This is a genomic window from Chryseobacterium sp. MMO-72, assembly GCF_037146035.1.
GTDB classification, from domain to species: Bacteria; Bacteroidota; Bacteroidia; order Flavobacteriales; family Weeksellaceae; genus Chryseobacterium; species Chryseobacterium indicum.
Genome location: NZ_JBBCWG010000001.1, coordinates 165,138 through 186,213, shown reverse-complemented (window position 1 = coordinate 186,213; position 21,076 = coordinate 165,138). Strand labels below are relative to the sequence as shown.

Sequence of the window (21,076 nt, the reverse complement as noted above, 5' to 3'; positions counted from 1 at the left end):
GCATACAGTAATAAGCAAAAAAAATCCCCAGAAAATCTGAGGATTTTATTATTTAGATAAGGCTTAAATTATTTTTTGATGAATTTAGAAGTGAAAGAATCTTTTCCTTTTTCTTCAATCGTAATTACATATCCGCCTTTAATTAATTCTGAAACATTAATTTGTCCGGCAGTAATATTTCCTTGTTTTACCAACTGCCCTGTTGCTCCGTAAATTTTATAAGAAGCTTTATCTGACACTTTTGTAACATTTAAAATATCTGATACCGGATTTGGATAAATCTGAATATCATTTTTAGGGTTTGCTACATCACTGGTTGCTAACTGAACCTCAGAAACAACAACATTATAATCTTCATATTCCCCATACGTATTAATAGTTCCACAAGAATAATTGTGAACATATCCGGAAGTACCATAATACAATAATCCGATTCTCATTCTTAATCCTAAACCAGATACTGCAGAAGCAGGAACTGTGAATGATGAAGTTACAGGATTAGCTGTTACTGTATTTGCACTTTGCATAATTCTTTCAGAATCTTCGAATGTACCATTTCTGTTGAAATCAATCCATGCTGTAATCATTTCCGGAACCGCAGAACTTGTCCAACCTTTTGTTACAGATAAAGTGTAAGTATTGCCTTTAATAAGATTTACCTGAAGAGCTGGATTTGACACATAACTTGTATACGTACTTGGTCCTGAAGTATTGGTCATCGTTCCTAAAGAAACCCCTGCAATATGATCATCTGTAGCATTGTTAGTAGCTACCGCACAATAAGTCCCCATTGTAAGGGTAGTAAAATTCACAGAAGCAGAATAAGGACTTGGTGTTCCTGAACACACCGCTGCAATCTGAACTTCATAAGCTGTACCGTCTGGTAAATTTGATAAAGTAACACTTAAAGCACTTGTATTGATGGTAGTCCACGTTGTTTCTGAAACCTTTTTATATCTTACAATATAAGTAGCACCCGAAATAGGAGCCCAGCTTATATCTGCTGAACTTACTGTAATATTATTTGCTACAATAGAAGTCGGAGCAGTACCGTTGCAAGGAGCAAAAGCTGTTACAGAAACTGATTTTACAGCATAAAATACATTTCCGATTGCAGATACTCTTACTTTTATTGTCTGCCCATTAAGAGAAGATGGTAAACTTACGTTTTCAGAACCATCATTTGGAGTTGAAGCTAAAAGTACCGTCCAAGAAGCTCCATTGTTTGTTGTATAATCAATTTTAACATTTGCTACATTGTAAGGAGCCGCATTTGTATTTACAACATCCCAAGTAATTGGTGAAGGAGCGGCACTGTTTGCAAATTGAGAATTTATTTTAAATGGTCCGTTATTTCCAACAATTATCTGTTGTGTTTTCGTACTTGTTTGCTGTTGATCTGCAAATGGGCTATTGTCTCTTACGGTAACCGCAAAATTTGTTGTTCTTGCAACTTGAGAAACAGCCTCCCAAGTATTATTGCTATTATCCAAGTATCCGTTAAGTACCGATTCTAATTTAGGGAAGTAACGAGTTGGATTAGATGTTGGGCTTACAGATCTAAATGTAGCTCCCGTAGTAGTTGTTCCTAAATTTGTTTTATTAATCACTACATTGGTATTATCAACTTCTTCCCAAGTATACGTCATTGGATTATTTTCAGGATCTGTTGCAGAAGCTGTTAATACAAACGCAGTACCTTTAGGAATGTTATAAGTTGGTAAATCATCAATCACTGGTGGAAAATTATTAGTAGAAGTTTCTACATCACAGGTTTTTGTAATTAAGTTAGCCTGAACCTGATCGATACTTCCTTTAAAGAAATAAGGATCTGAGTGCGGCTGAACATCTGTGGTTGTACCTGTAATACCTGCGTATCCCATAATCGTAGACCCTGAACCCGGTTCCATTTGCACAGGACTTCCCTGCATTGTATGAGCAAAAGTATGGTTGGCTCCTAATTGGTGGCCCATTTCGTGAGCTACATAATCAATATCGAAATTATCACCTGACGGCGGGTTTGCTGTAGTCGGTAAAGTACTTCCTGTTGCAGGAGAAGTAATACCCGATCCTTTACCATATCCTACGACAGAGTCATAGCCTGTACCAACAGGACTTAGACAAACACATCCGATACATCCTGCGTTACCTCCACCTCCGGAAGCACCAAATAAATGTCCGATATCGTAATTAGCCTGTCCTACATTATTTGCCAACACATCTCTAAGAGAAGTATTCCATGTAGCAGGTGGAGATGAGGCACTTGTAACAGCATCATAAGGATCGGTAGCAGGATCTGGATAAATTAATGCAGGATAACTTAATAGATTTAAATGAACGGCAAAGTCTTTTTCAAATACCGCATTTACTCTTGTTATCGTCGCATTTATCTGAGCTAATGCTCCTGCAACTCCTCCAAAGAACTGCGTGTATTCTCCTGTTGTAGACATTACCAGCCTTAACGTTCTGTACTTTTTGTCTGAATTTTTTGAGAAATCTGTTGGCTGATTGGCAAATGAGTGACCCGCTTTTAGCATTTGATCTATTTGATGTTGCGCAGCCGGACCTTCTTCTGTAGAACACACAAAACCATTTTCATTCTTTTTAGTTTTTGGATGAATGGAATAAATAGTTTTATCCGTTTTTGTAGGTTCAATAAATTCATATTGCCCATTATTGATAACCATAGACTGGAAATCATTAGGAGCTACTGAAAATCTAAGGTATTTTGCAGGATCATCTACTCCAACTCCGGCATAAGAACCAAGCTGATACTGTTCAGCAAGATCTTTCGCCATAACAGGAAAACTGTATACGGCAAATTTTTCAATTTTTCCGCTTAGCGTAGGCAATGAAATAATTACAGGTTTAGCGTTAGGACCCATTTCCTGTGCGCCTCTAAGTTGGGTTCTGATCTGATCAATATCCAACTTATAATAATTCCGTTCAAGAGATAATTCCATTTTGGAACTTCTCTTTGGCGTTGTGGGTGACCACTGTGCCATAGCCGAACCGCCTATTAAACCGAGTAATAAAGCAGTAAAAAGTTTCTTCATAGCTTTTTTAAATTAAATTTACCTGCCAAATATAGCCATTTTATGCAATAAATATCATATTAGCACCTATATTAACTTAAAAAATATTTTTTACTATTGTAACTTCATAAAAAATAAATAATCTCCAGATTTTTCCGGAGATTATTTTATCATCAATAATTTGATTAAATTTTTATTATTTTTTAATGAACTTAATTGCCAATCGTTTCCTGCTTTTCCTTTAGTAATGATCACAAATTCCATATTTAATTGATGACAAAACAACAACTTATTCATTATTATATTGTTTGTCTATTACCATAAAACCGTAATAATATTTCCGGTGTGAAGCATATCTGTGTTTCGATTAAGATTTACACTAAATAAATATGTATTAAAAGAGAAAACAGCTATTAGATCATAAAAAAGCTCTGAAATAAAATTCCAGAGCTTTTATAAGTGTATATTGTTTATTTACTTTTTAATAAACTTAATGTTTTCAGAGATACTACCCTCTTTTACAGTGATAATATAAGTTCCTTTAACTAGTTCAGAAACTCTCACCTGATTATTATCAATATTTCCTGCTTTCACTAATTGCCCTACTGCATTATAAATTTCATATTTAGCTTTACCTGAAACTTTTGTAATATTTAGAACATCATTAGCAGGGTTTGGATAAACTACAAATGAATCCTTGCCTTTCACCTCATTTGTTGCCAAAACTAAATTAGGTATAACTTTAAATGTTCTCGTTTGTGAATATTGATAATCGTTTCCAGAAACAACTACCGTACCAGTAGAGTTTAAAATTCTATAAGATCCTCCTTCAACGTAAATACCATCACCATAAGTATCATTAATAGTAAAAGTATAACAGTCGTTTACCGGAAGATTCCAAGTTTGGGTAATAAGAGCCGGCAAAGATGTATTTGTACTTGGATAACCACTTCCACTATACAATGTACTACCTGCGCTATTTTTTAAATCCCAAGAAACTTCAGCTCCGTAAGGATCAAGCTGTAGCTGGAAAGTAAAATTAGTACTGGCAACCGGAATTGAGTTTCCTATCACAACAGTAGAAGAATTATTTCCTGCTCTTTGATCAGCAGTTCCATTTACAGATATAATCTTAGCAGTAATACTACCTTGAGAAGCACCAGTTGGCAAACTAATCATGGTATATTTGTCTTGAGCCAAATTTCCTGTCCAGTTGTAAGTTTGAGAAGCAGCACCATTAACTGAATAAGAGATTGCAGCAGAAGTCAGCGCATTTGTTCCTCTATTATAAAGCATAAATTGCACTGTCACATTTGAAACTGCCCCACAAGAAGTTTCACTGCAACTTCTTTCTCCCTTTAACTGAGCATCATTAGCAAATAAAGGAATTGCCACATCAGCAGTAGAAGTTTTTAATTCCATTCTTCTTGGAGAATTATTCATTACAGTTGTAATTCTATCTTTTTGGTTTATCGTGAAGATATTCATACAAGTATCATTTGTATAATCCATATAGTTTTCAAACATTTCATCTGCCGTGCCGCATATGTTTGATTTTGGGTGTGAAGGACAACCTCCATTAGATGTTCTGTGAGTAGGAGTATCCGCACAATAATCTGTTCCACAGTTTGCATCTCCCCAAATGTGTCTCAATCCTAAGAAGTGTCCTACTTCATGCGTCATAGTTCTTCCTTTATCATAAGGAGCATTTAACATAAATGTTCCATCATCGTAATCACTGCTTCCAAAAGTTGAATAATTTGCCACAACACCATCAGTATCTGCATACCCGCCAATTGGATCCAATCCAGGAAGACTTGAATCAGGAAATTGTGCATAACCCAGTAAACTTGTATCTACAAAATTCACACTCCACATGTTCATATATTTTGTAGGATCCCATATTGTTAATGGCTTAACATAATCATCAATAGCGGTAGTTGACCATGCTGTCTGACAAAGATTCACTCGATCGATGCCATCGGTAGGATTGCCATTAGGATCAACTTTTGCAAGTGCAAACTGAATCATAGTATCAGCACCTACTGCATTGGAATTGAATCCTGGAGTTCCAGCCATCTTTCTATAATCATTATTCATTACTGTAATTTGGGATTTAACCTGATTATCAGTAATATTCGGAGCTACACCTAAAGCTTCTCCACTATGAATTACGTGAACTACAACAGGTATTGTAATAATTCCACCATTCTGAGATTTATTAGCTTTTGAATTCTCAATTAATGGCGCCAGCCAAGCTTCAAACTGCGCTTCTGTCATTCTTTTTGGATTCTTATTCTGCAACATTGCTTCATATTCTGTAGAAGCACATCTTACGAATCCATTCATTTTTTTTAATTCTTCTATTGTATATGTTTTGCCAAATACAATCTTTTCCTGCTCGGCATGTTTTTGAGCAAAGATTGAACAGCATAGTAATACAAAGAATAAAAGAGATACTCTAAAAGTAGTTTTACAATTCATACATTAGGAATATTTAATTAATTCACAAATATATTAATTTGTGGCATTTTTTTTTAATATTACCCAATAAAATATTTATTTTAATAAAAAACATCAAAATGAAAACAAATACCCTATTTTTATTAATATGCTATATTATAAATATTAAATGCACTTCACAACATAATACAGAAGAACAGAAAAATAATTCAGTGATAAATAAAAAATACAGCCAAATCGAAAAAGTAGAATTAAGAGAACAGACAAGAGGAACAAACCGTTTAATTACTTTCACAAAAGATGCGGTAACTACCTATCTTAACGGAAATACTTCAACATCACAAATTACTGCAGCGGATTGGGAAAGTATTTCCAAACAAACAGGTCTGTTGGATCTCTCAAAAATATCCACTTATGAATCTCCAACAACCAAAAGGTTTTCAGACGGAGCTTTGGCTTCTTCCATTACTGTTACAGCAAATGGAAACACTTACAATTCAGCAGGATTTGATGCAGAAATCCCCCCAAAAGAATTGGAGGGACTTTATATTGTTAAAAGGGAAATCTAAATCTATTGTCAAAATGCCGAAAACCCGCTAAAACTTGTAGGCAAGATTCCATGCGAATCCCATTCCGAATTTAGAAGAACTTCTGCCGAATCCCGGCACGATCATGGGCTGGATTTCATCCTGCTTTGTGGTATATACCAGATATCTCGGCTGAAGATTGACATCAATGTAGAAATTAGTTTCAAAAAGCTGTACTCTTCCTCCCAGTGTTCCTTCCAGCCAATAGGATGACTGTGTAGAAGAAGGAAAAGATATTGCAGAGCTGCTTCCACCGTAACCACGAACCGGAACTGCCATATATTCCTGTTTGTAAAATGAACCGGCTACTTTTCCTCCGGCATAGAAACCATTGAATTCATTTTCAAGATCTTTTGCCAGCATATAAAAGGCTCCGATTTTTACGAAAGGGCCATTTGCTTTTCCGTCATAACCGTTTTTCTGGTAAATATTAGACTCAAAACCAGCTTCTGCTACTGCATGAAGATTATCTTTCAGTTTTGAAGACACAAAACCCTGATACAGCTTTCTGTCTGAAAAGAAAGAAACTCCCGTATTCAGAACATCAAAACCGATCATGAAATTCGGCTCATACTTCCATTTTTCCTTTGCAGCTTCCTTATCTTTTTTCTCCTGAGCAAAACCCAAAAGACTGATTACACTAAAAAAGAAGGAAAAGATTAGTCTTGTCTTCATTCTCTATAAAATTTTGTCCGGCCTGAATTTCTTTTACCGGAGTCGTTGTGTTTGGATCTAATACAGAATTTAAATTTTCGTAGGTAAGCTTTATTCCGCATCCTGGAGAAACATATGCAGATTTCGTAGTGTAATTTACTCTTACTTTAGATTCCGCACCTTTGTTGGTAATTCTGAAATAAATATCTGTATACGCAGAATTGTCTACTCTTAAAGGAATAACTCTTGACGTAATTTTAGCCTGTCCTCCCAACTGCACTTTTCCGGAACCGTAATCTACCGCTACATAAAGAGAATCCAGCGTTCTTTCCTTATCGGTTGCCTGTGTTTTGAAAGAAACTCTCATTCGTGGGGTTCCTTCCCCGCTTTCGCAGATATCGTTATCTCCTCCACATGAAAACAGCAGACTGATAAAGGAAATGGCAATTAAAAATTTAAAATATTTCATCTGAACATTTTGTTTTACTTTACCGGACAAATCCGGCATTTCATCTTAAGATTTGATTCCTTCAAAAGTAATTAAATTATTTCTTAATCAGCAACGCAATATTTTCTACGTGATGGGTCTGCGGGAACATATCCACAGGCAAAATCTTCACGACATTATATTGTTCCTTCATCAAGGCTAAATCTCTTGCCTGAGTAGCAGAGTTGCAGCTTACATAAACCACTTTTTCCGGAGAAAGCTTTAAAATCTGTTCAACCACTTTCTGGTGCATTCCGTCTCTTGGAGGATCTGTGATCAGGACATCTGCTTTCGGATGATTCGCCAGAAAGTCGTCATTGAAAATGTCTTTCATATCTCCGCAATAGAACGTTGTATTCGTAAGACCGTTCAGTTCTGCGTGTTCAATGGCTGCATCTATGGCTTCCTGTACAGATTCTATTCCGATGACCTGCTTTGCATTTCTTGCAACATACTGAGCAATTGTTCCTGTACCTGTATAAAGGTCATACACAACTTCATCTCCTTTTAAATCTGCAAATTCAAGCGTTTTTCTGTATAACTCCAAAGCCTGTTTATAATTGGTCTGAAAGAATGATTTCGGGCCGATTTTAAACTTTAAACCATCCATTTCTTCCATTAAATAGCCTTCCCCGAAATACACATTGATATCCAGATCATAAATAGAATCGTTGGCTTTCGGATTGATTGCGTAGACCAAAGTCTTGATCTGCGGGAATTTTTCAAGCAAAAAGCCGAATAGTTTTTCTCTGTTTTCTTTTTCTTCTCTGAAAAGCTGAAAAAGAACCATCCATTCGCCTTTCGAGTTCTGTCTCATCATTAAAGTTCTTAAAAAACCTTCGTGATTGCGGACATCAAAGAAGTCTAAACCTTCATTTACAGCATACTGTTTCACTGCCAATCGGATCGCATTCGAAGGATCTTCCTGAAGAAAACATTCTTTAAGATCAAGGATTTTACTCCACATCCCCGGAATATGAAATCCTAAAGCGTCTCTGCTTCCGAAATTTTCTTCGGAACTGATCTCATATTGGGTTAGCCAACGGGAATTGGAGAAAGAAAACTCCATTTTATTTCGGTAAAAATACTGTTCTTCCGAACCTAAGATGGGAACGGTTTCAAAGTTTTCAATCCCTCCGATTCGTTTAATATTATTATATACTTCTTCCTGTTTGAAAGCGAGCTGCTTTTCATAGCTCATATTCTGCCATTTGCAGCCTCCGCAAACTCCGAAGTGCACACATTTCGGTTCTACTCTGTAAGGCGATTTTTCCAGAACTTCCAAAGCTTCACCTTCATAGTATTTGGATTTTGCTTTTTTCACTCTTACATTCACCACATCTCCCGGAATTGCGCCGGAAACCATAACGGTTTTCCCTTCTTCCGTTCTTCCTATTGCCACTCCTTTAGCTCCTGCATTTAAGAGTTTTATATTTTCAAGAATTAAATTTTTCTTATTCTTTCTGCTCATTATCTATTTTCTATTTTCCTAAAGAAACTTTACGTTTCAGTCTGCAAAAATACAATAAAAAAAACCTTATCCGAAGATAAGGTTTATATCTGTACTCAATTTAAATTATTTCGTCTGAGCCGGTTGAGGATTTGCCTGTTGCTGAGGAGCCTGTTGCGCTGCTGCCTGCTGAGCCGCAACCGCTGCAGGATCCATTCCTAATCCCGGTTGTAACTGAACGTTAGGATTTACCTTTGGTGCAGAAAGACCTGTTTGCTTGTCTAAAACGGTCACCAATTCAGGATCTCCTAAGTTGAAGAACGGCTTGCTTGCAATTTTACCGTCTTTGTCTACTACGATAAAGCAAGGTAACTTAAATGCATAAACTCCGTATTTTTTAGCAATATCAGAATTTAGCCCGTTCTCGCCATATACATTTGTTCCTGTAATTCCTTTTAATAAAGAGCTGCTTGTTTTTACAAACTGATCTTTTGTATCGTCAACATTTACAAAAACAAAGTTCATTTTAGATTTGTAGAAATTCACTACTTCTTTCAATACAGGAGTTGTAGCTTCTCCGATGTATGGATTCCATGAAGCGTAGAACGCCAATAAGTATGGTTTTCCTTTATTTTCAGAAAGATTGTAAGATTTTCCGTCTGCTTTTACCAGAGAAGCTTCAGGAGCCTGCTCTCCAATTTTGAATCCGTTGATGGCAAACTGAATTTTCTTTAGATCTTCTTTAATGGTAGCATCTTTAATATCTTCATCAATAATTTTTTTGATCTTCTCAACCGTTTTCTCAGGTGAACCCGGATGAATATCAGACTGCGCCATTACAAATGCTAATAAATAATCTTTAGCGGTCTGTGAAAGATCTTTCTGGTTTTTCTTTAGATATTCTGTGAATAGTTCTGAAGTAGTAACATCTGTTTTCCCTGCAGTTTTTGCCTGAGCATATTTCTGAAAATCTGGACTCATTTTGGTTAAAAGATATTCTCTGTATAAAGGATGTTCTTTTACCAGTACATCTTTGTTCTCTTCCAGTTTTCCGGCAAAGTCCGTGAAGGCTTTAGTCACTTTAAATGAAGGATTCCCCATTTGCTTGTGACCCATTTCATACTGGTTCAGGATGGTAAGTAACGTCGTTGAAAGATCATTTTTCTTCCAGGTTACCACTTCATTGTCAGGACTGAATTTCTTAACGTTTTCATCAATATTTTTGTTAATATCTGCCTGAACTTTTTCCATTCCTTTAAGGAAGGTTTTTTCATCCTTAGACATCAGCTCATTCATATTAACAGTCTGAGCGTATGTTGCAAGATATTTCTGGGTAGCCATAAAGAAATCGTTGTTATTCTTCGCATCTCCCGTAATCACATATTCAGTCGGGAAAGTCATTGCATTTCCTGAAATTTCAAGTTTCTGACCTCCTTTAAGATAGATTAAATTTCTTTTTCCTCCGTAAGAAAGAAGATACATTCCGCTTTTCGGAGCGTCGAAATTTCCTGTGAAAGTTCCGTCTTTATTAACTCCGATATTCATTAATGGTAAAGTAGCTACTCCCGAAGCTTCTATTAATTCGATTCTCTCCAACGGAGAACCTCCCGTGATTTTTCCTTTTACTTCTACTTTTTTAGAGCAAGACATCGCAAAAACCGCGATGATAAACAATAAAAGATATTTTTTCATTTTGAATTTTATAATTACGCAAAAATAGTTTTTTCAATAAACTAAAAGCAATTAAATGTTACTTTTATGAAAGATTTAACTAAAAAAAATCGCCATCCGGTGAGGAGACGATTTTTTATGTTATCTCAATAGATTTTATCCTCTGTCAGCAAAAGCTGTGATGAATTCTCTGTTCATTCTTGCAATGTTTTCAAGAGAAATCCCTTTCGGACATTCCACTTCACAAGCTCCTGTGTTTGAACAGTTTCCGAATCCTTCTTCGTCCATGGCTTTTACCATGTTCAGCACTCTTCTCTTCGCTTCTACTCTACCCTGCGGTAAAAGTGCGTACTGAGAAACTTTAGCTCCAACGAAAAGCATTGCAGATCCGTTTTTACAGGTAGCTACACAAGCTCCGCATCCGATACAAGCTGCAGCGTCCATTGCTTTGTCAGCATCTTCTTTAGGAACCGGAATTGCATTGGCGTCCAGAGTATTTCCTGAAGTGTTCACCGAAATGAAACCACCTGCAGCCATTACTCTGTCGAATGCGCTTCTGTCTACCATTAAGTCTTTAATAACCGGGAAAGCAGCACTTCTCCAAGGTTCGATAACGATGGTTTCACCGTCTTTGAACATTCTCATGTGAAGCTGGCAGGTTGTAATTCCTGTATCCGGACCATGCGCTCTGCCGTTGATATAAAGGGAACACATTCCGCAGATTCCTTCACGACAGTCGTGATCGAAAGCTACAGGCTCTTTTCCTTCGTTAATTAAACTCTCGTTAAGGATGTCCAACATCTCCAGAAATGAAGAATCTGTAGAAACATCCGATATTTTATAAGTCTCAAACTGACCTTTAGATTTATTATTTTTTTGTCTCCAAATTTTCAGCGTAAGATGTAAGCCTTTTTTTGCACTCATAATGTTATATTTAAAAGATTGGAGATTATTTGTAACTTCTTGTTTTAACTTCGATGTTGTCGTAGATCAGTTCTTCTTTATGCAACACTTCCGCGTTGATATCGCTTCCCTGATATTCCCAAGCTCCTACATATTTGTAATTTTCGTCATCTCTTTCAGCCTCTCCGTCCGGAGTTGAGTGGTCTTCACGGAAATGTCCTCCACAAGATTCGTTTCTGTGCAATGCATCGATAGCCATTAACTGTCCAAGTTCTAAGAAATCGGCAACTCTGAACGCTTTTTCAAGCTCTGTATTCATTCCGTCGTTATCTCCCGGAACTTTTACATCTTTCCAGAAATTGTTTCTTACTTCTTCAATTTCTCTGATGGCTTCTCCTAAACCTTCTGGCGTTCTTCCCATTCCTACTTTATTCCACATAATGTTTCCTAACTGCTTGTGGAAATAATCTACCGAATGGGTTCCATTATTATTTAAGAAGAAATCAATTTTCTCTTTAATCCCCTTTTCAGCCTCTGTAAAAGCAGAAGAATCTGTAGGAATAGCTCCTGTTCTGATATCTGCTGAAAGATAATCTGCAATAGTGTAAGGAAGTACGAAGTATCCGTCTGCAAGTCCCTGCATCAAAGCAGAAGCTCCCAATCTGTTGGCTCCGTGATCTGAGAAGTTTGCTTCCCCGATAACGAAACATCCCGGAATAGTAGACTGTAAGTTGTAATCTACCCAAACTCCCCCCATGGTATAGTGAACCGCAGGATAAATCTTCATCGGAGTTTTGTAAGGATCGTCTGCTGTAATTTTTTCGTACATTACGAAAAGGTTACCGTATTTCTCCTCAACCCACTTTTTACCCAAATCATAAATCTGCTGATCCGTAGGATTGCTGATGTGTTTCTCAATAGCGGCTTCTCTACCTTTTTTCATGATCTCTGTAGAGAAATCAAGGTAAACTCCTTCCTGAGTATCGTTATTTTCGATTCCGTATCCGGCATCACATCTTTCCTTAGCTGCTCTTGAAGCTACGTCTCTAGGAACAAGGTTACCGAATGCAGGATATCTTCTTTCCAGATAATAATCTCTGTCTTCTTCTTTGATGTTTTCAGGTCTTAATTTTCCTGCTCTAATCGCTTCTGCATCTTCAATCTTTTTAGGAACCCAGATTCTTCCGGAGTTTCTTAAAGATTCAGACATCAAAGTAAGCTTAGACTGCTGTGTTCCGTGAACCGGAATACACGTCGGGTGAATCTGTACGTAGCAAGGGTTTGCGAAATACGCTCCTTTTTTGTGAATCTTCCATGCTGCAGAAACATTTGAACCCATTGCGTTTGTAGAAAGGAAATATACGTTTCCGTATCCTCCCGAAGCAATAACCACTGCGTGTGCAGAATGTCTTTCGATTTCCCCTGTTACAAGATTTCTTGCGATGATTCCTCTTGCTTTTCCGTCTACGATCACAAGATCCATCATTTCATGACGGTTGTACATTTTAATTCTGCCTTTACCGATCTGACGGCTCATTGCAGAATAAGCACCTAATAATAACTGTTGACCTGTCTGTCCTTTTGCGTAGAATGTTCTCTTTACCTGAACCCCGCCAAATGAACGGTTATCTAACTGACCGCCGTACTCACGTCCGAAAGGAACTCCCTGAGCAACGCACTGGTCGATGATATTTGCAGAAACTTCAGCCAATCTGTAAACGTTTGCCTCTCTTGCTCTGTAGTCTCCCCCTTTAATGGTATCATAGAACAATCTGTAGGTAGAGTCACCGTCTCCCTGATAGTTTTTAGCTGCGTTGATACCTCCCTGAGCTGCAATAGAGTGCGCTCTTCTCGGAGAATCCTGATAGCAGAATGCTTTTACGTTATATCCCTGCTCAGCTAAAGTAGCTGCTGCAGAACCACCTGCCAAACCTGTACCTACAACAATAATATCAATCTTGTCTCTGTTGTTTGGTGCAACAAGGTTCATATGGTCTTTATGATTTTTCCATTTATCCTTAAGAGGACCCGCTGGAATTTTTGAATCTAATTTACTCATATTAGTATATTGATATTATTGAGTTACAAAGTGAAAAATTGCGATAAAGATAAAACCTGCAGGAATCAGGATAGAATACCATTTTCCGAAAGCCTTAATTACCGGCGTATATTTTGGATGTCTTGCCCCGATTGACTGGAATGAAGACTGGAATCCGTGAGCCAGGTGTAATCCTAATAAAACGAAAGAGATTACATACAAAGCCACTCTCCAGATATCTGCAAACTTCTCGTGAAGTTCCGGCCAGAAACGTTCAGCATCAGGAGCAATTCCCTGAACATACTTGTAGTTGATTTCGTGTAACCAGAAATCATAAAAGTGAAGCGCTAAAAAAGCCAACACTACAGATCCGGAAATAATCATATTTCTGGACATCCATGAAGAATTTGCAGAAGCATTGTTTGCCTCATACTTCACAGGACGTGCTTTGTTATTCTTAATTTCAAGAACAAATCCCATAATGAAATGGAAAAAGACTGCAAAACCAAGAATAGGCTGCATTAAGAACTGCACAAAAGGATTATAGCCCATGAAATCTGATGCGGTATTGAATGCATCACGGTTTAGGACTGATAACAAATTGGTCGTCAAATGCAGTATAAGAAAAATCAGCAAAAACAGAGCTGATAATGCCATAGCATATTTTCTACCTATCGTAGAACTCGTTAAACCTGCCATATAAGTTTAAATTTGATTTTCCACAAAATTAAGAAATGTTAACAACATCAAAAAGTGAGAAATCTCACAAAAACCCAGTTTGTAATCTTTCTAAATAAGACTTAAAATATTATAAATAAAGGAAAAACACAAAATGTAATGATTAATTAAAGTTATAAATTTTGCCATTATAAATTACTTTTGTTACATATTTCGGGAAGGTTTTAATCTGGTAATTACGGATGCGTCTTGCAGAGCAGTAAGGATTAATCACAAACTGAATAATTTTTCTTTTGTCGGAAGCTTCTTCAATCCAGAAACAGGCTTTGCTTCCCTTTTTTACCGATATCATTCTCGCTTTAGAAAAATCATGGAACAAAATTTCATCACGCCGACTTTCATAAAAATTACAACCTGTTCTTAAAACGTAAAAAATAAAAACTGTCATCAATACTATTGTCAGGTTTTTCAGTTTTGGTTTTAAAATGAAAAATCTCAGAAAATAAACGATTAGAAATAAAGCAAAAACTTCAACAACATTCATCGGTATATTTTCATGGAACAACAGATCGAAATCTGCAAACCAATGAATGATTGTAAGCAAAATATTAATAACAAAATCATACGCAACATTCATCAGATTAAAATCAAGATTTAAAGCAATGAAAACGGTCATTAAAAATGAAAAAACAATAATTACTTCAGAAAAGGGAACAATAAAAAAGTTCGCAGCAATTGAAATAAACGAAAACTGATGAAAATAGTACAGAACCAGAGGAAGCGTTGCCAACTGGGCAGAAACGGAAATCGAAATTGTATTAAAAATTAACTTTTTCAACCAGTTATCCTGTATCGGAAAATAATTTAAAATCGGCTGATTCAGCCAGTAAATTCCCAGAACCGCACAAAAGCTCAACTGAAAACCGACATCAAAAAGCTGCTGAGTATCAAATATTAAAATAATAAAAGCTGACAGAGAAAGTGAATGCAGCAGATCGGGTTTCCTTTGAAGCAAAACGTAAACAAAATAAATACTCAGCATTAAACCTGAACGCACAACAGAACTTCCGAATCCGATAAAAACAATAAATAACCATATAAAAATTAAACTGGAAATTATTGCGTATTTTCTGAATTTTAATGGTAAAATTTTAATTAATAAAAGATAAAACAATCCGAAAATTACGACAATATGTGTTCCTGAAATGGCAAGAAAATGCACCAATCCGGAACGGTTAAAATCCTGAATCGTCTGCCCATCCATTTCCGTTCGGTCGGCAAGAATAATTCCTTTTAAAAATTCTTTCGACTTTGAAGACATTCCGGCTTCGTCTATTCTTTGCAAAACTTCCAGTCTTTTCTGAGAAAATTTCTCCGTGAAGCTTAAATCTTTTCTTTCCGCTTCCGCAATTTCATCATTGATATAACACTGGTATTCAATATTTTTCCTTAAAAGATATTTCGAATAATTAAACTGAAAATCATATTGTGGCGGCTTCGGCTTTGAAATGTAAGCCTGAGCCTGATAATAATGTAAGAAATCAAGTTCCTTTTCGCTTTTCGGGATGTAAATAACAGCATTGAAAGTTTGCTTTCCGGCTTGTATCACGCCTTCATACTTCCGATTTTTATCACTGGAATTCAGTTTTTTAGCTATTTTAAAAATAATGGTTTTATTTTTAGAAACCGAAACATTTCCGGAAGCAAAAGCATTGAAAAAATGCAGAATGATTCCGATCCCAAAAAACATAAAACCGAGAAAATAAGGTTTCGCCTTATGGAGGTAGTAATTTTTAAGAAAAGTGATGGCTAAAATGAAAGCACAAATAATGATAATGAAGTAAACAAAATTTTGATCCAGAGAAAAAAAGTCCTGAACAAAAATACCCAAAATAAACAAGATGGCAAGAATTAAAATCGGCTGTTGATTCAATTTCAAAATTTGTGCTTCTCAAAAATATTTAATTGAATAACAATCAGCAAATCAAAATTTTAAAATCTTAAATTTTGACCTTAATTCATGATATAAAAGAAAAATCGCAGAAAAATTTTCTACGATTTTTTATGGTTTGTTTGATTTTTTAAACCTTTAAAATAACATCAGCCGCATTTTCACTGGCTCCTTTTCCGCCTAGCTTTTCTCTCAGCAAATCGTAATCTCTTAAAAGCGGTATTCTTTTATCAGTTTCTAAAATCTTTTTCAGTTCTTCCACCAGATTCTTCGTGTTAAGGTCATTCTGAATCAGTTCTTTAACAACTTCACGATCCATAATTAAATTCACCAGAGAAATATATTTGATGTTTTTAACGAGTCTTTTCGCAATTGCATAAGAAATTTTGCTTCCACGGTAGCAAACCACTTCCGGAACATTCAGTAAAGCAGTTTCTAACGTGGCTGTTCCCGATGTTACCAAAGCTGCTTTCGAGCACCTCAGCAAATCATACGTTTTATTTGAAACAAAATGCACATTTTCGTCTACATAATTCTGATAAAATTCTTTAGGCAAACTCGGCGCTCCTGCAATAACGAACTGATATTCTTTAAAGTAAGGTCTTACAGAAAGCATCATTTCCAGCATTTTTTCCACTTCCTGTTTTCTGGAACCAGGCAAAAGCGCAATAATCTCTTTTTCGTTTAAATTATTTTCCTTTTTAAAATCTTCAACGTGAATATTTTGAAGCGTTGAAATCGCATCCAACAAAGGATGACCTACAAAATGCGAATGTACCCCGTGTTTTTTGTAAAAATCTTCTTCAAAAGGAAGAATGACCATCATTTCATCCACATATTTTTTAATGATCTCTACTCTCCCCTCTTTCCATGCCCAAAGCTGTGGAGAAATATAGTAAACGACTTTAATGCCTAATTCTTTGGCAAATTTTGCAATCCTTAAATTGAATCCGGGATAATCCACCAGAATTAAAACATCCGGTCTGTTATTTCGGATGTCTTCCTTGCAGAATTTAATATTATTGAGAATCGTCCGAAGATTTCTGGCTACTTCAAGAAATCCCATGAAAGCTAAATCACGATAGTGCTTCACCAAAGTTCCGCCCTGTTTCGCCATTAAATCTCCACCCCAGAATCTGAATTCCGAATGGGGATCTTTCTGCTTTAAAGCCTTCATTAAATTGCTTCCATGCAAATCTCCGGAAGCCTCTCCTGCGATAATGTAATATTTCATTTCTATAATCAGAATAGAGAACAAATAAGACGTTGTACGATCTTAATTTGTAAATTTGTTCAAAGATAATGATAAAAAATGTCAGAAGAATTTGAAATACGGAATAAAGTTGCGGAAAGCGGTTTAATCAATTTTGATCTTACGGATCTTGTTCCGAAAGGAGCCAGAAAAGGAATTGATCTTAAAGATTTTCTTTTCATGGAAATGATCTTAAAGGAAAAAGACTTCCGCGAAAAAGTGGCAGCCATTGATGTTGAAGAATATCGTGATGCGTATGTATATGTATACAATTCTGCGGATGCGATCGTTCCGCTTTGGGCGTATTTTTTAATCACGGCAAAGCTTACAGGGGTAACCAAAAAAATAGTTTTCGGAAACCGTGAAGATCTGGAAGTTATTCTGATGCACAACGCTATTCAGAGTCATGATTTTGATGAAATGCGCGGAAAAAGAGTGCTGGTAAAAGGATGTTCAGATAAAGAAATTCCTGAAAACGCCTACATCGAACTGGTTGAACAGCTGCAACCGATTGTGAAGTCGCTGATGTTTGGGGAAGCGTGTTCCAATGTTCCGATTTTAAAAAATTAAACTCTAATAATCAACAACTTAAAACAAATTATAAAAATTAATCTCAAATTTTAATTAAAAAAAATCTTTGGGGAATATTTTTTGATAACTTTGGTTTACTTAATAATAAAATAAACACAAACTATGAGTTTAATCGACCTACTTACAGGGAACACCGGCAACCAGGTTGCCGAACAGGCTGAAAACAAATTCGGGATCAGCAAAACGCAGGTTATTGCTTTACTGGCAGTCGCTGCACCATTAATTATTTCTTACCTTAAAAACAAATCTCAGGATGCAAAAGAAGCTGAAGCGTTGAACAATGCTCTGGATAAAGATCATGACGGAAGCATTCTGGATGATGTTTCTCAGGCAGATGCGAGACAGGCTGAAGGAGGTTCCATATTAAGCCATATTTTTGGTGGAGATAAATCGAATGTAGAAAACCAGCTTTCACAGAATACAGGAATTTCCATTGACAAAGTGGGTCCTGTTTTAGCCATGCTGGCTCCGGTAATTATGGGCTACATCGGCAGAGAAAAGCAGCAGAACAATGTAGGAGCAGGAGGTTTAGGTGATCTTTTGGGGGGAATTCTTGGGAATGCATCCAATCAGGCACAGCAACAGCAGTCTAATCCATTGAATGATATTTTAGGAAGCGTTTTAGGCGGCGGAAATTCTCAGTCCGGAAATCCTTTAAATGACATTCTGGGAAGTGTTCTTGGAGGAGGCAATCAGCAGAAGCAGCAAGGCGGAGGCGGTTTGGGAGATATCCTTGGCGGATTTTTCGGAAAATAATTTAATTTTGTTATCATAAAAAAGACCGGAGATTATTGTTCTCCGGTCTTTTTATTTTAATTTTTAGCTTTTTCTTCTGAGGCAACAACTGTTTTTGAAGCTTTTCTCGGTCTTCTTTTTCCATAGCTTCCATTGTTGATCTTACCTCTTCTAGATTTTTTGTCTCCTTTTCCCATAGAAATAAATTTTAGTTGATTGATGACGAAATTAAAAAATACCCTTTAAAAATAAAAGATTGAAGCTGTTAAAATTTTTATAATTCTGTAGCGGGAAGCCGAGAGAAAGGTGTTGGAAGATTATATTAAAGCGTAAATCTATCTTTGTTAAAAAACCTTTAGCTCCAATCTTCCATCATCCATACTTTTACACTTTTACCGTTTTCCATTTTCCATTTTTAAACAAAATAAAAGCAACAATAGTAATTAAAGTTTCGGTTACGGGAATAGATATAAAGACCCCTTTCGGTCCCATTCCGAAATATTTCGATAGAAAATAGGCTAAAGGAATCTGGAACAGCCAGAATCCGCACAAATTTACCCAAGTCGGAGTCCAGGTATCTCCAGCTCCGTTAAAAGCATTAATCATCACCATTCCTATTCCGTAGAAAATAAATCCTACCGCCATAATATGCAAAGCATTGGTAGCAATAGTTTTAATTTCAGGTTCGTTGGTGAAAAATCCGACTAAAAAATCTCCCATAAAAAAGAAAATAATACTTACGGTTACCATAAAGATCACATTATACTTTACAGTTTTCATAACGGACTGTTCTGCTCTCAACATTTCGTTGGCTCCCATATTTTGTCCGACTAACGTCGATGCGGCGTTGCTTAATCCCCAAGCCGGAAGCAAAAAGAACATCATTAAACGTAAAGCTGTCTGATACCCTGCGGAAGCGTTTTCTCCGCCGGTTGTTGCGACCAGCTGAGCCAGAAAAATCCAACTGCAGGAAGCAATTACAAACTGAAAAATTCCGGGAGTTGCAATTTTTATCACGGATTTAATGATTTCAACATCGGGTTTAAAATATTTTGACTGAATTCTGATCTGCGTATCTGCAATCAAAAGATGATACAATTGATAGATCACTCCAATACTTCTGCCGATCGTAGTAGCCAAAGCCGCTCCCGTTAATCCCATTGCCGGAACCGGACCAAAACCTTTGATTAAAAGCGGACATAAAATTATATTCGCAATATTAGCGATCCAGAGAGATTTCATTGCGATGGCAGCATTTCCTGCGCCGCGAAAAATTCCGTTGATTAAGAATAAAAGTATGATGATGACGCTGCTTCCCATCATAATTCTTGTGAATTCTTTTCCGTATGCTGCTGCTTCGGGCTTTGAACCCATCAGAATTAAAATTTCCTCAGCGTAGATCACTCCAAGCAGACTCAATAGAAAAGTAATAACAAAAGAGACCAACAAAACCTGCGCTGCACTTCTGGAAGCCTGTTCGGGATTTTTTTCTCCCACTCTTCTTGCTACCATCGCTGTTGCCGCCATACTCATCCCGATTGCGATGGAATACATCACGGAAAGTACAGATTCTGTTAATCCCACTGTCTGTATTGCAAACCCACTTTCTTTAAGATGACCTACAAAATACAGATCCACCAATGCGAATACAGATTCCATTGCCATTTCCAGCATCATGGGAATGGCGAGAAGAAGAACCGCACTTCTTATCGTTGCTTTGGTGTAATCTACTTCTTCACCGCTTAAAGCTTTCTTCAGAAAATTGAAATATTTTGACATTGTTGATTCGGTTTTATATTCCGCAAAAATATAGATTCAAAAATGATTATAACTTGGCTTATGAAAAGTTTTCTGAAAAAGATTCTGAACAGATCAGTCGAAGCGCATTTATCAACTCAGAAAAATAAAAATAAAAATTTCAATAAATAATTATCGTAAAACAATAAATAATTATATATTTGCAATAATAAAAATGAATAACCATGAAAATCATCGGTAAAAATTCTCTTTCACAATACATCAGCTATCTGCTTTTATTTCTGGCAGCTTTTTTTGCTCTTCAGCTTATTTACATTACCATTGGTTTTGCTGTTTCTTTTTATAATTTCAAGACAGCAAATAATATTCTTTCAGACTTTTTTATCATCGGAACCGATGTAGGCTGGTCTACAAATGAATGGAGACAACCAATGGAATATCTGATGAAATTTAAGTTCTTTATTCCTTTCACCGAACAGAATCTTCTTACAGGACTGTTTAATCCGGGAAATGTGTTAAGCAATGTTTTCAACGAAATTTTTATAACCCTGCTTTTTTTAATCAGTTATAAATTTTTACGAGAAATCAGCAAAGAAAATGTATTCAATGCCGATGCTTTACTTTGGCTGAAAAGGTTCGGCTGGCTTAATATTATTTATACAGCTGTTACATTGGCTATCGTTCCTTTTACGGTAAAAAGTTTCTTTGCGGTTATGTATTCTGTTGTAATATTCTTATTTTTCGGAGCCTTAATATTATTCATTGTAGAATTTTTCAAAAAAGGGTTAGAACTTCAGGAACAAGCAGATTTAACAATTTAATT

General features: G+C 36.3%; 17 protein-coding genes. 4 read left to right on the top strand and 13 right to left on the bottom strand.

Annotated features, from left to right (window positions below; genetic code table 11):
* Positions 1 to 68 precede the first annotated feature (68 nt).
* Entirely contained in the window at positions 69 to 3,056 is a 2,988-nt protein-coding gene (locus tag WFH39_RS00805; RefSeq protein ID WP_336688435.1) for a reprolysin-like metallopeptidase, read from the bottom strand.
* A gap of 453 nt (positions 3,057 to 3,509) precedes the next feature.
* Positions 3,510 to 5,519 (bottom strand): zinc metalloprotease, encoded by a 2,010-nt coding sequence (locus WFH39_RS00800; protein WP_336688434.1) that lies wholly within the window; start codon positions 5,517 to 5,519, stop codon positions 3,510 to 3,512.
* Positions 5,520 to 5,710: 191 nt separating this feature from the next.
* Between WFH39_RS00800 and WFH39_RS00795 the strand changes: the two genes are divergently transcribed.
* Positions 5,711 to 6,067, top strand: a complete 357-nt coding sequence (locus tag WFH39_RS00795; RefSeq protein WP_336688433.1) for a hypothetical protein — start codon at positions 5,711 to 5,713, stop codon at positions 6,065 to 6,067.
* Between the two features lie 27 nt (positions 6,068 to 6,094).
* Here WFH39_RS00795 and WFH39_RS00790 read toward each other — a convergent pair whose 3' ends face one another.
* The 9 genes from WFH39_RS00790 to lpxB form a co-directional block, all read right to left on the bottom strand.
* Entirely contained in the window at positions 6,095 to 6,760 is a 666-nt protein-coding gene (locus WFH39_RS00790; protein ID WP_336688432.1) for a DUF6048 family protein, read from the bottom strand.
* Positions 6,726 to 7,208, bottom strand: a complete 483-nt coding sequence (locus WFH39_RS00785; protein ID WP_336688431.1) for a DUF6452 family protein — start codon at positions 7,206 to 7,208, stop codon at positions 6,726 to 6,728. The genes WFH39_RS00790 and WFH39_RS00785 overlap by 35 nt, the downstream gene beginning before the upstream one ends.
* Before the next feature lie 76 nt (positions 7,209 to 7,284).
* Positions 7,285 to 8,697 carry a 23S rRNA (uracil(1939)-C(5))-methyltransferase RlmD gene (gene rlmD / locus WFH39_RS00780; protein ID WP_336688430.1) on the bottom strand — a complete coding sequence of 471 codons (1,413 nt, stop codon included), beginning with the start codon at positions 8,695 to 8,697 and terminating at the stop codon, positions 7,285 to 7,287.
* A gap of 105 nt (positions 8,698 to 8,802) precedes the next feature.
* The gene (locus WFH39_RS00775) at positions 8,803 to 10,368 is read right to left on the bottom strand and encodes a TlpA family protein disulfide reductase (protein ID WP_336688429.1); all 1,566 of its coding nucleotides are present in this window, start codon (positions 10,366 to 10,368) and stop codon (positions 8,803 to 8,805) included.
* Positions 10,369 to 10,503: 135 nt separating this feature from the next.
* A complete protein-coding gene (locus tag WFH39_RS00770) occupies positions 10,504 to 11,271 on the bottom strand; it encodes a succinate dehydrogenase/fumarate reductase iron-sulfur subunit (RefSeq protein ID WP_076390676.1) in 768 nt (255 codons plus the stop codon).
* A 25-nt stretch (positions 11,272 to 11,296) separates the two neighbouring features.
* Positions 11,297 to 13,309 carry a fumarate reductase/succinate dehydrogenase flavoprotein subunit gene (locus tag WFH39_RS00765; protein ID WP_336688428.1) on the bottom strand — a complete coding sequence of 671 codons (2,013 nt, stop codon included), beginning with the start codon at positions 13,307 to 13,309 and terminating at the stop codon, positions 11,297 to 11,299.
* 15 nt (positions 13,310 to 13,324) lie between these two features.
* Positions 13,325 to 13,987 (bottom strand): succinate dehydrogenase cytochrome b subunit, encoded by a 663-nt coding sequence (locus WFH39_RS00760; RefSeq protein WP_235131821.1) that lies wholly within the window; start codon positions 13,985 to 13,987, stop codon positions 13,325 to 13,327.
* A 142-nt stretch (positions 13,988 to 14,129) separates the two neighbouring features.
* On the bottom strand, positions 14,130 to 15,905 hold the full coding sequence (locus tag WFH39_RS00755) for a ComEC/Rec2 family competence protein (protein ID WP_336688427.1): 1,776 nt from the start codon (positions 15,903 to 15,905) through the stop codon (positions 14,130 to 14,132).
* A gap of 142 nt (positions 15,906 to 16,047) precedes the next feature.
* On the bottom strand, positions 16,048 to 17,151 hold the full coding sequence (gene lpxB, locus WFH39_RS00750; protein WP_336688426.1) for a lipid-A-disaccharide synthase: 1,104 nt from the start codon (positions 17,149 to 17,151) through the stop codon (positions 16,048 to 16,050).
* Between the two features lie 78 nt (positions 17,152 to 17,229).
* Between lpxB and WFH39_RS00745 the strand changes: the two genes are divergently transcribed.
* Both WFH39_RS00745 and WFH39_RS00740 read left to right on the top strand, forming a co-directional pair.
* Positions 17,230 to 17,739 (top strand): DUF2480 family protein, encoded by a 510-nt coding sequence (locus tag WFH39_RS00745; protein ID WP_214591023.1) that lies wholly within the window; start codon positions 17,230 to 17,232, stop codon positions 17,737 to 17,739.
* A gap of 123 nt (positions 17,740 to 17,862) precedes the next feature.
* Positions 17,863 to 18,516 carry a DUF937 domain-containing protein gene (locus tag WFH39_RS00740; RefSeq protein ID WP_336688425.1) on the top strand — a complete coding sequence of 218 codons (654 nt, stop codon included), beginning with the start codon at positions 17,863 to 17,865 and terminating at the stop codon, positions 18,514 to 18,516.
* A 56-nt stretch (positions 18,517 to 18,572) separates the two neighbouring features.
* On the opposite strand, the gene WFH39_RS00735 is transcribed toward WFH39_RS00740, so the two are convergent.
* Positions 18,573 to 18,692 carry a 30S ribosomal protein THX gene (locus WFH39_RS00735; RefSeq protein ID WP_214591025.1) on the bottom strand — a complete coding sequence of 40 codons (120 nt, stop codon included), beginning with the start codon at positions 18,690 to 18,692 and terminating at the stop codon, positions 18,573 to 18,575.
* Positions 18,693 to 18,879: 187 nt separating this feature from the next.
* A complete protein-coding gene (locus WFH39_RS00730; protein WP_336688424.1) occupies positions 18,880 to 20,274 on the bottom strand; it encodes an MATE family efflux transporter in 1,395 nt (464 codons plus the stop codon).
* A 203-nt stretch (positions 20,275 to 20,477) separates the two neighbouring features.
* Here WFH39_RS00730 and WFH39_RS00725 point away from each other — a divergent pair, with 203 nt between their 5' ends.
* Entirely contained in the window at positions 20,478 to 21,074 is a 597-nt protein-coding gene (locus tag WFH39_RS00725) for a DUF2975 domain-containing protein (protein WP_336688423.1), read from the top strand.
* Positions 21,075 to 21,076: the final 2 nt, after the last annotated feature.

What these genes read in the sequence shown, in the direction of transcription:
- WFH39_RS00730 (WP_336688424.1), bottom strand. Translation starts at nt 20,274, where the DNA reads ATGTCAAAATATTTCAATTTTCTGAAGAAAGCTTTAAGCGGTGAAGAA.
- WFH39_RS00725 (WP_336688423.1), top strand. Translation starts at nt 20,478, where the DNA reads ATGAAAATCATCGGTAAAAATTCTCTTTCACAATACATCAGCTATCTG.
- WFH39_RS00765 (WP_336688428.1), bottom strand. Translation starts at nt 13,309, where the DNA reads ATGAGTAAATTAGATTCAAAAATTCCAGCGGGTCCTCTTAAGGATAAA.
- rlmD (WP_336688430.1), bottom strand. Translation starts at nt 8,697, where the DNA reads ATGAGCAGAAAGAATAAGAAAAATTTAATTCTTGAAAATATAAAACTC.
- lpxB (WP_336688426.1), bottom strand. Translation starts at nt 17,151, where the DNA reads ATGAAATATTACATTATCGCAGGAGAGGCTTCCGGAGATTTGCATGGA.
- WFH39_RS00790 (WP_336688432.1), bottom strand. Translation starts at nt 6,760, where the DNA reads ATGAAGACAAGACTAATCTTTTCCTTCTTTTTTAGTGTAATCAGTCTT.
- WFH39_RS00740 (WP_336688425.1), top strand. Translation starts at nt 17,863, where the DNA reads ATGAGTTTAATCGACCTACTTACAGGGAACACCGGCAACCAGGTTGCC.
- WFH39_RS00745 (WP_214591023.1), top strand. Translation starts at nt 17,230, where the DNA reads ATGTCAGAAGAATTTGAAATACGGAATAAAGTTGCGGAAAGCGGTTTA.
- WFH39_RS00800 (WP_336688434.1), bottom strand. Translation starts at nt 5,519, where the DNA reads ATGAATTGTAAAACTACTTTTAGAGTATCTCTTTTATTCTTTGTATTA.
- WFH39_RS00785 (WP_336688431.1), bottom strand. Translation starts at nt 7,208, where the DNA reads ATGAAATATTTTAAATTTTTAATTGCCATTTCCTTTATCAGTCTGCTG.
- WFH39_RS00775 (WP_336688429.1), bottom strand. Translation starts at nt 10,368, where the DNA reads ATGAAAAAATATCTTTTATTGTTTATCATCGCGGTTTTTGCGATGTCT.
- WFH39_RS00770 (WP_076390676.1), bottom strand. Translation starts at nt 11,271, where the DNA reads ATGAGTGCAAAAAAAGGCTTACATCTTACGCTGAAAATTTGGAGACAA.
- WFH39_RS00805 (WP_336688435.1), bottom strand. Translation starts at nt 3,056, where the DNA reads ATGAAGAAACTTTTTACTGCTTTATTACTCGGTTTAATAGGCGGTTCG.
- WFH39_RS00735 (WP_214591025.1), bottom strand. Translation starts at nt 18,692, where the DNA reads ATGGGAAAAGGAGACAAAAAATCTAGAAGAGGTAAGATCAACAATGGA.
- WFH39_RS00760 (WP_235131821.1), bottom strand. Translation starts at nt 13,987, where the DNA reads ATGGCAGGTTTAACGAGTTCTACGATAGGTAGAAAATATGCTATGGCA.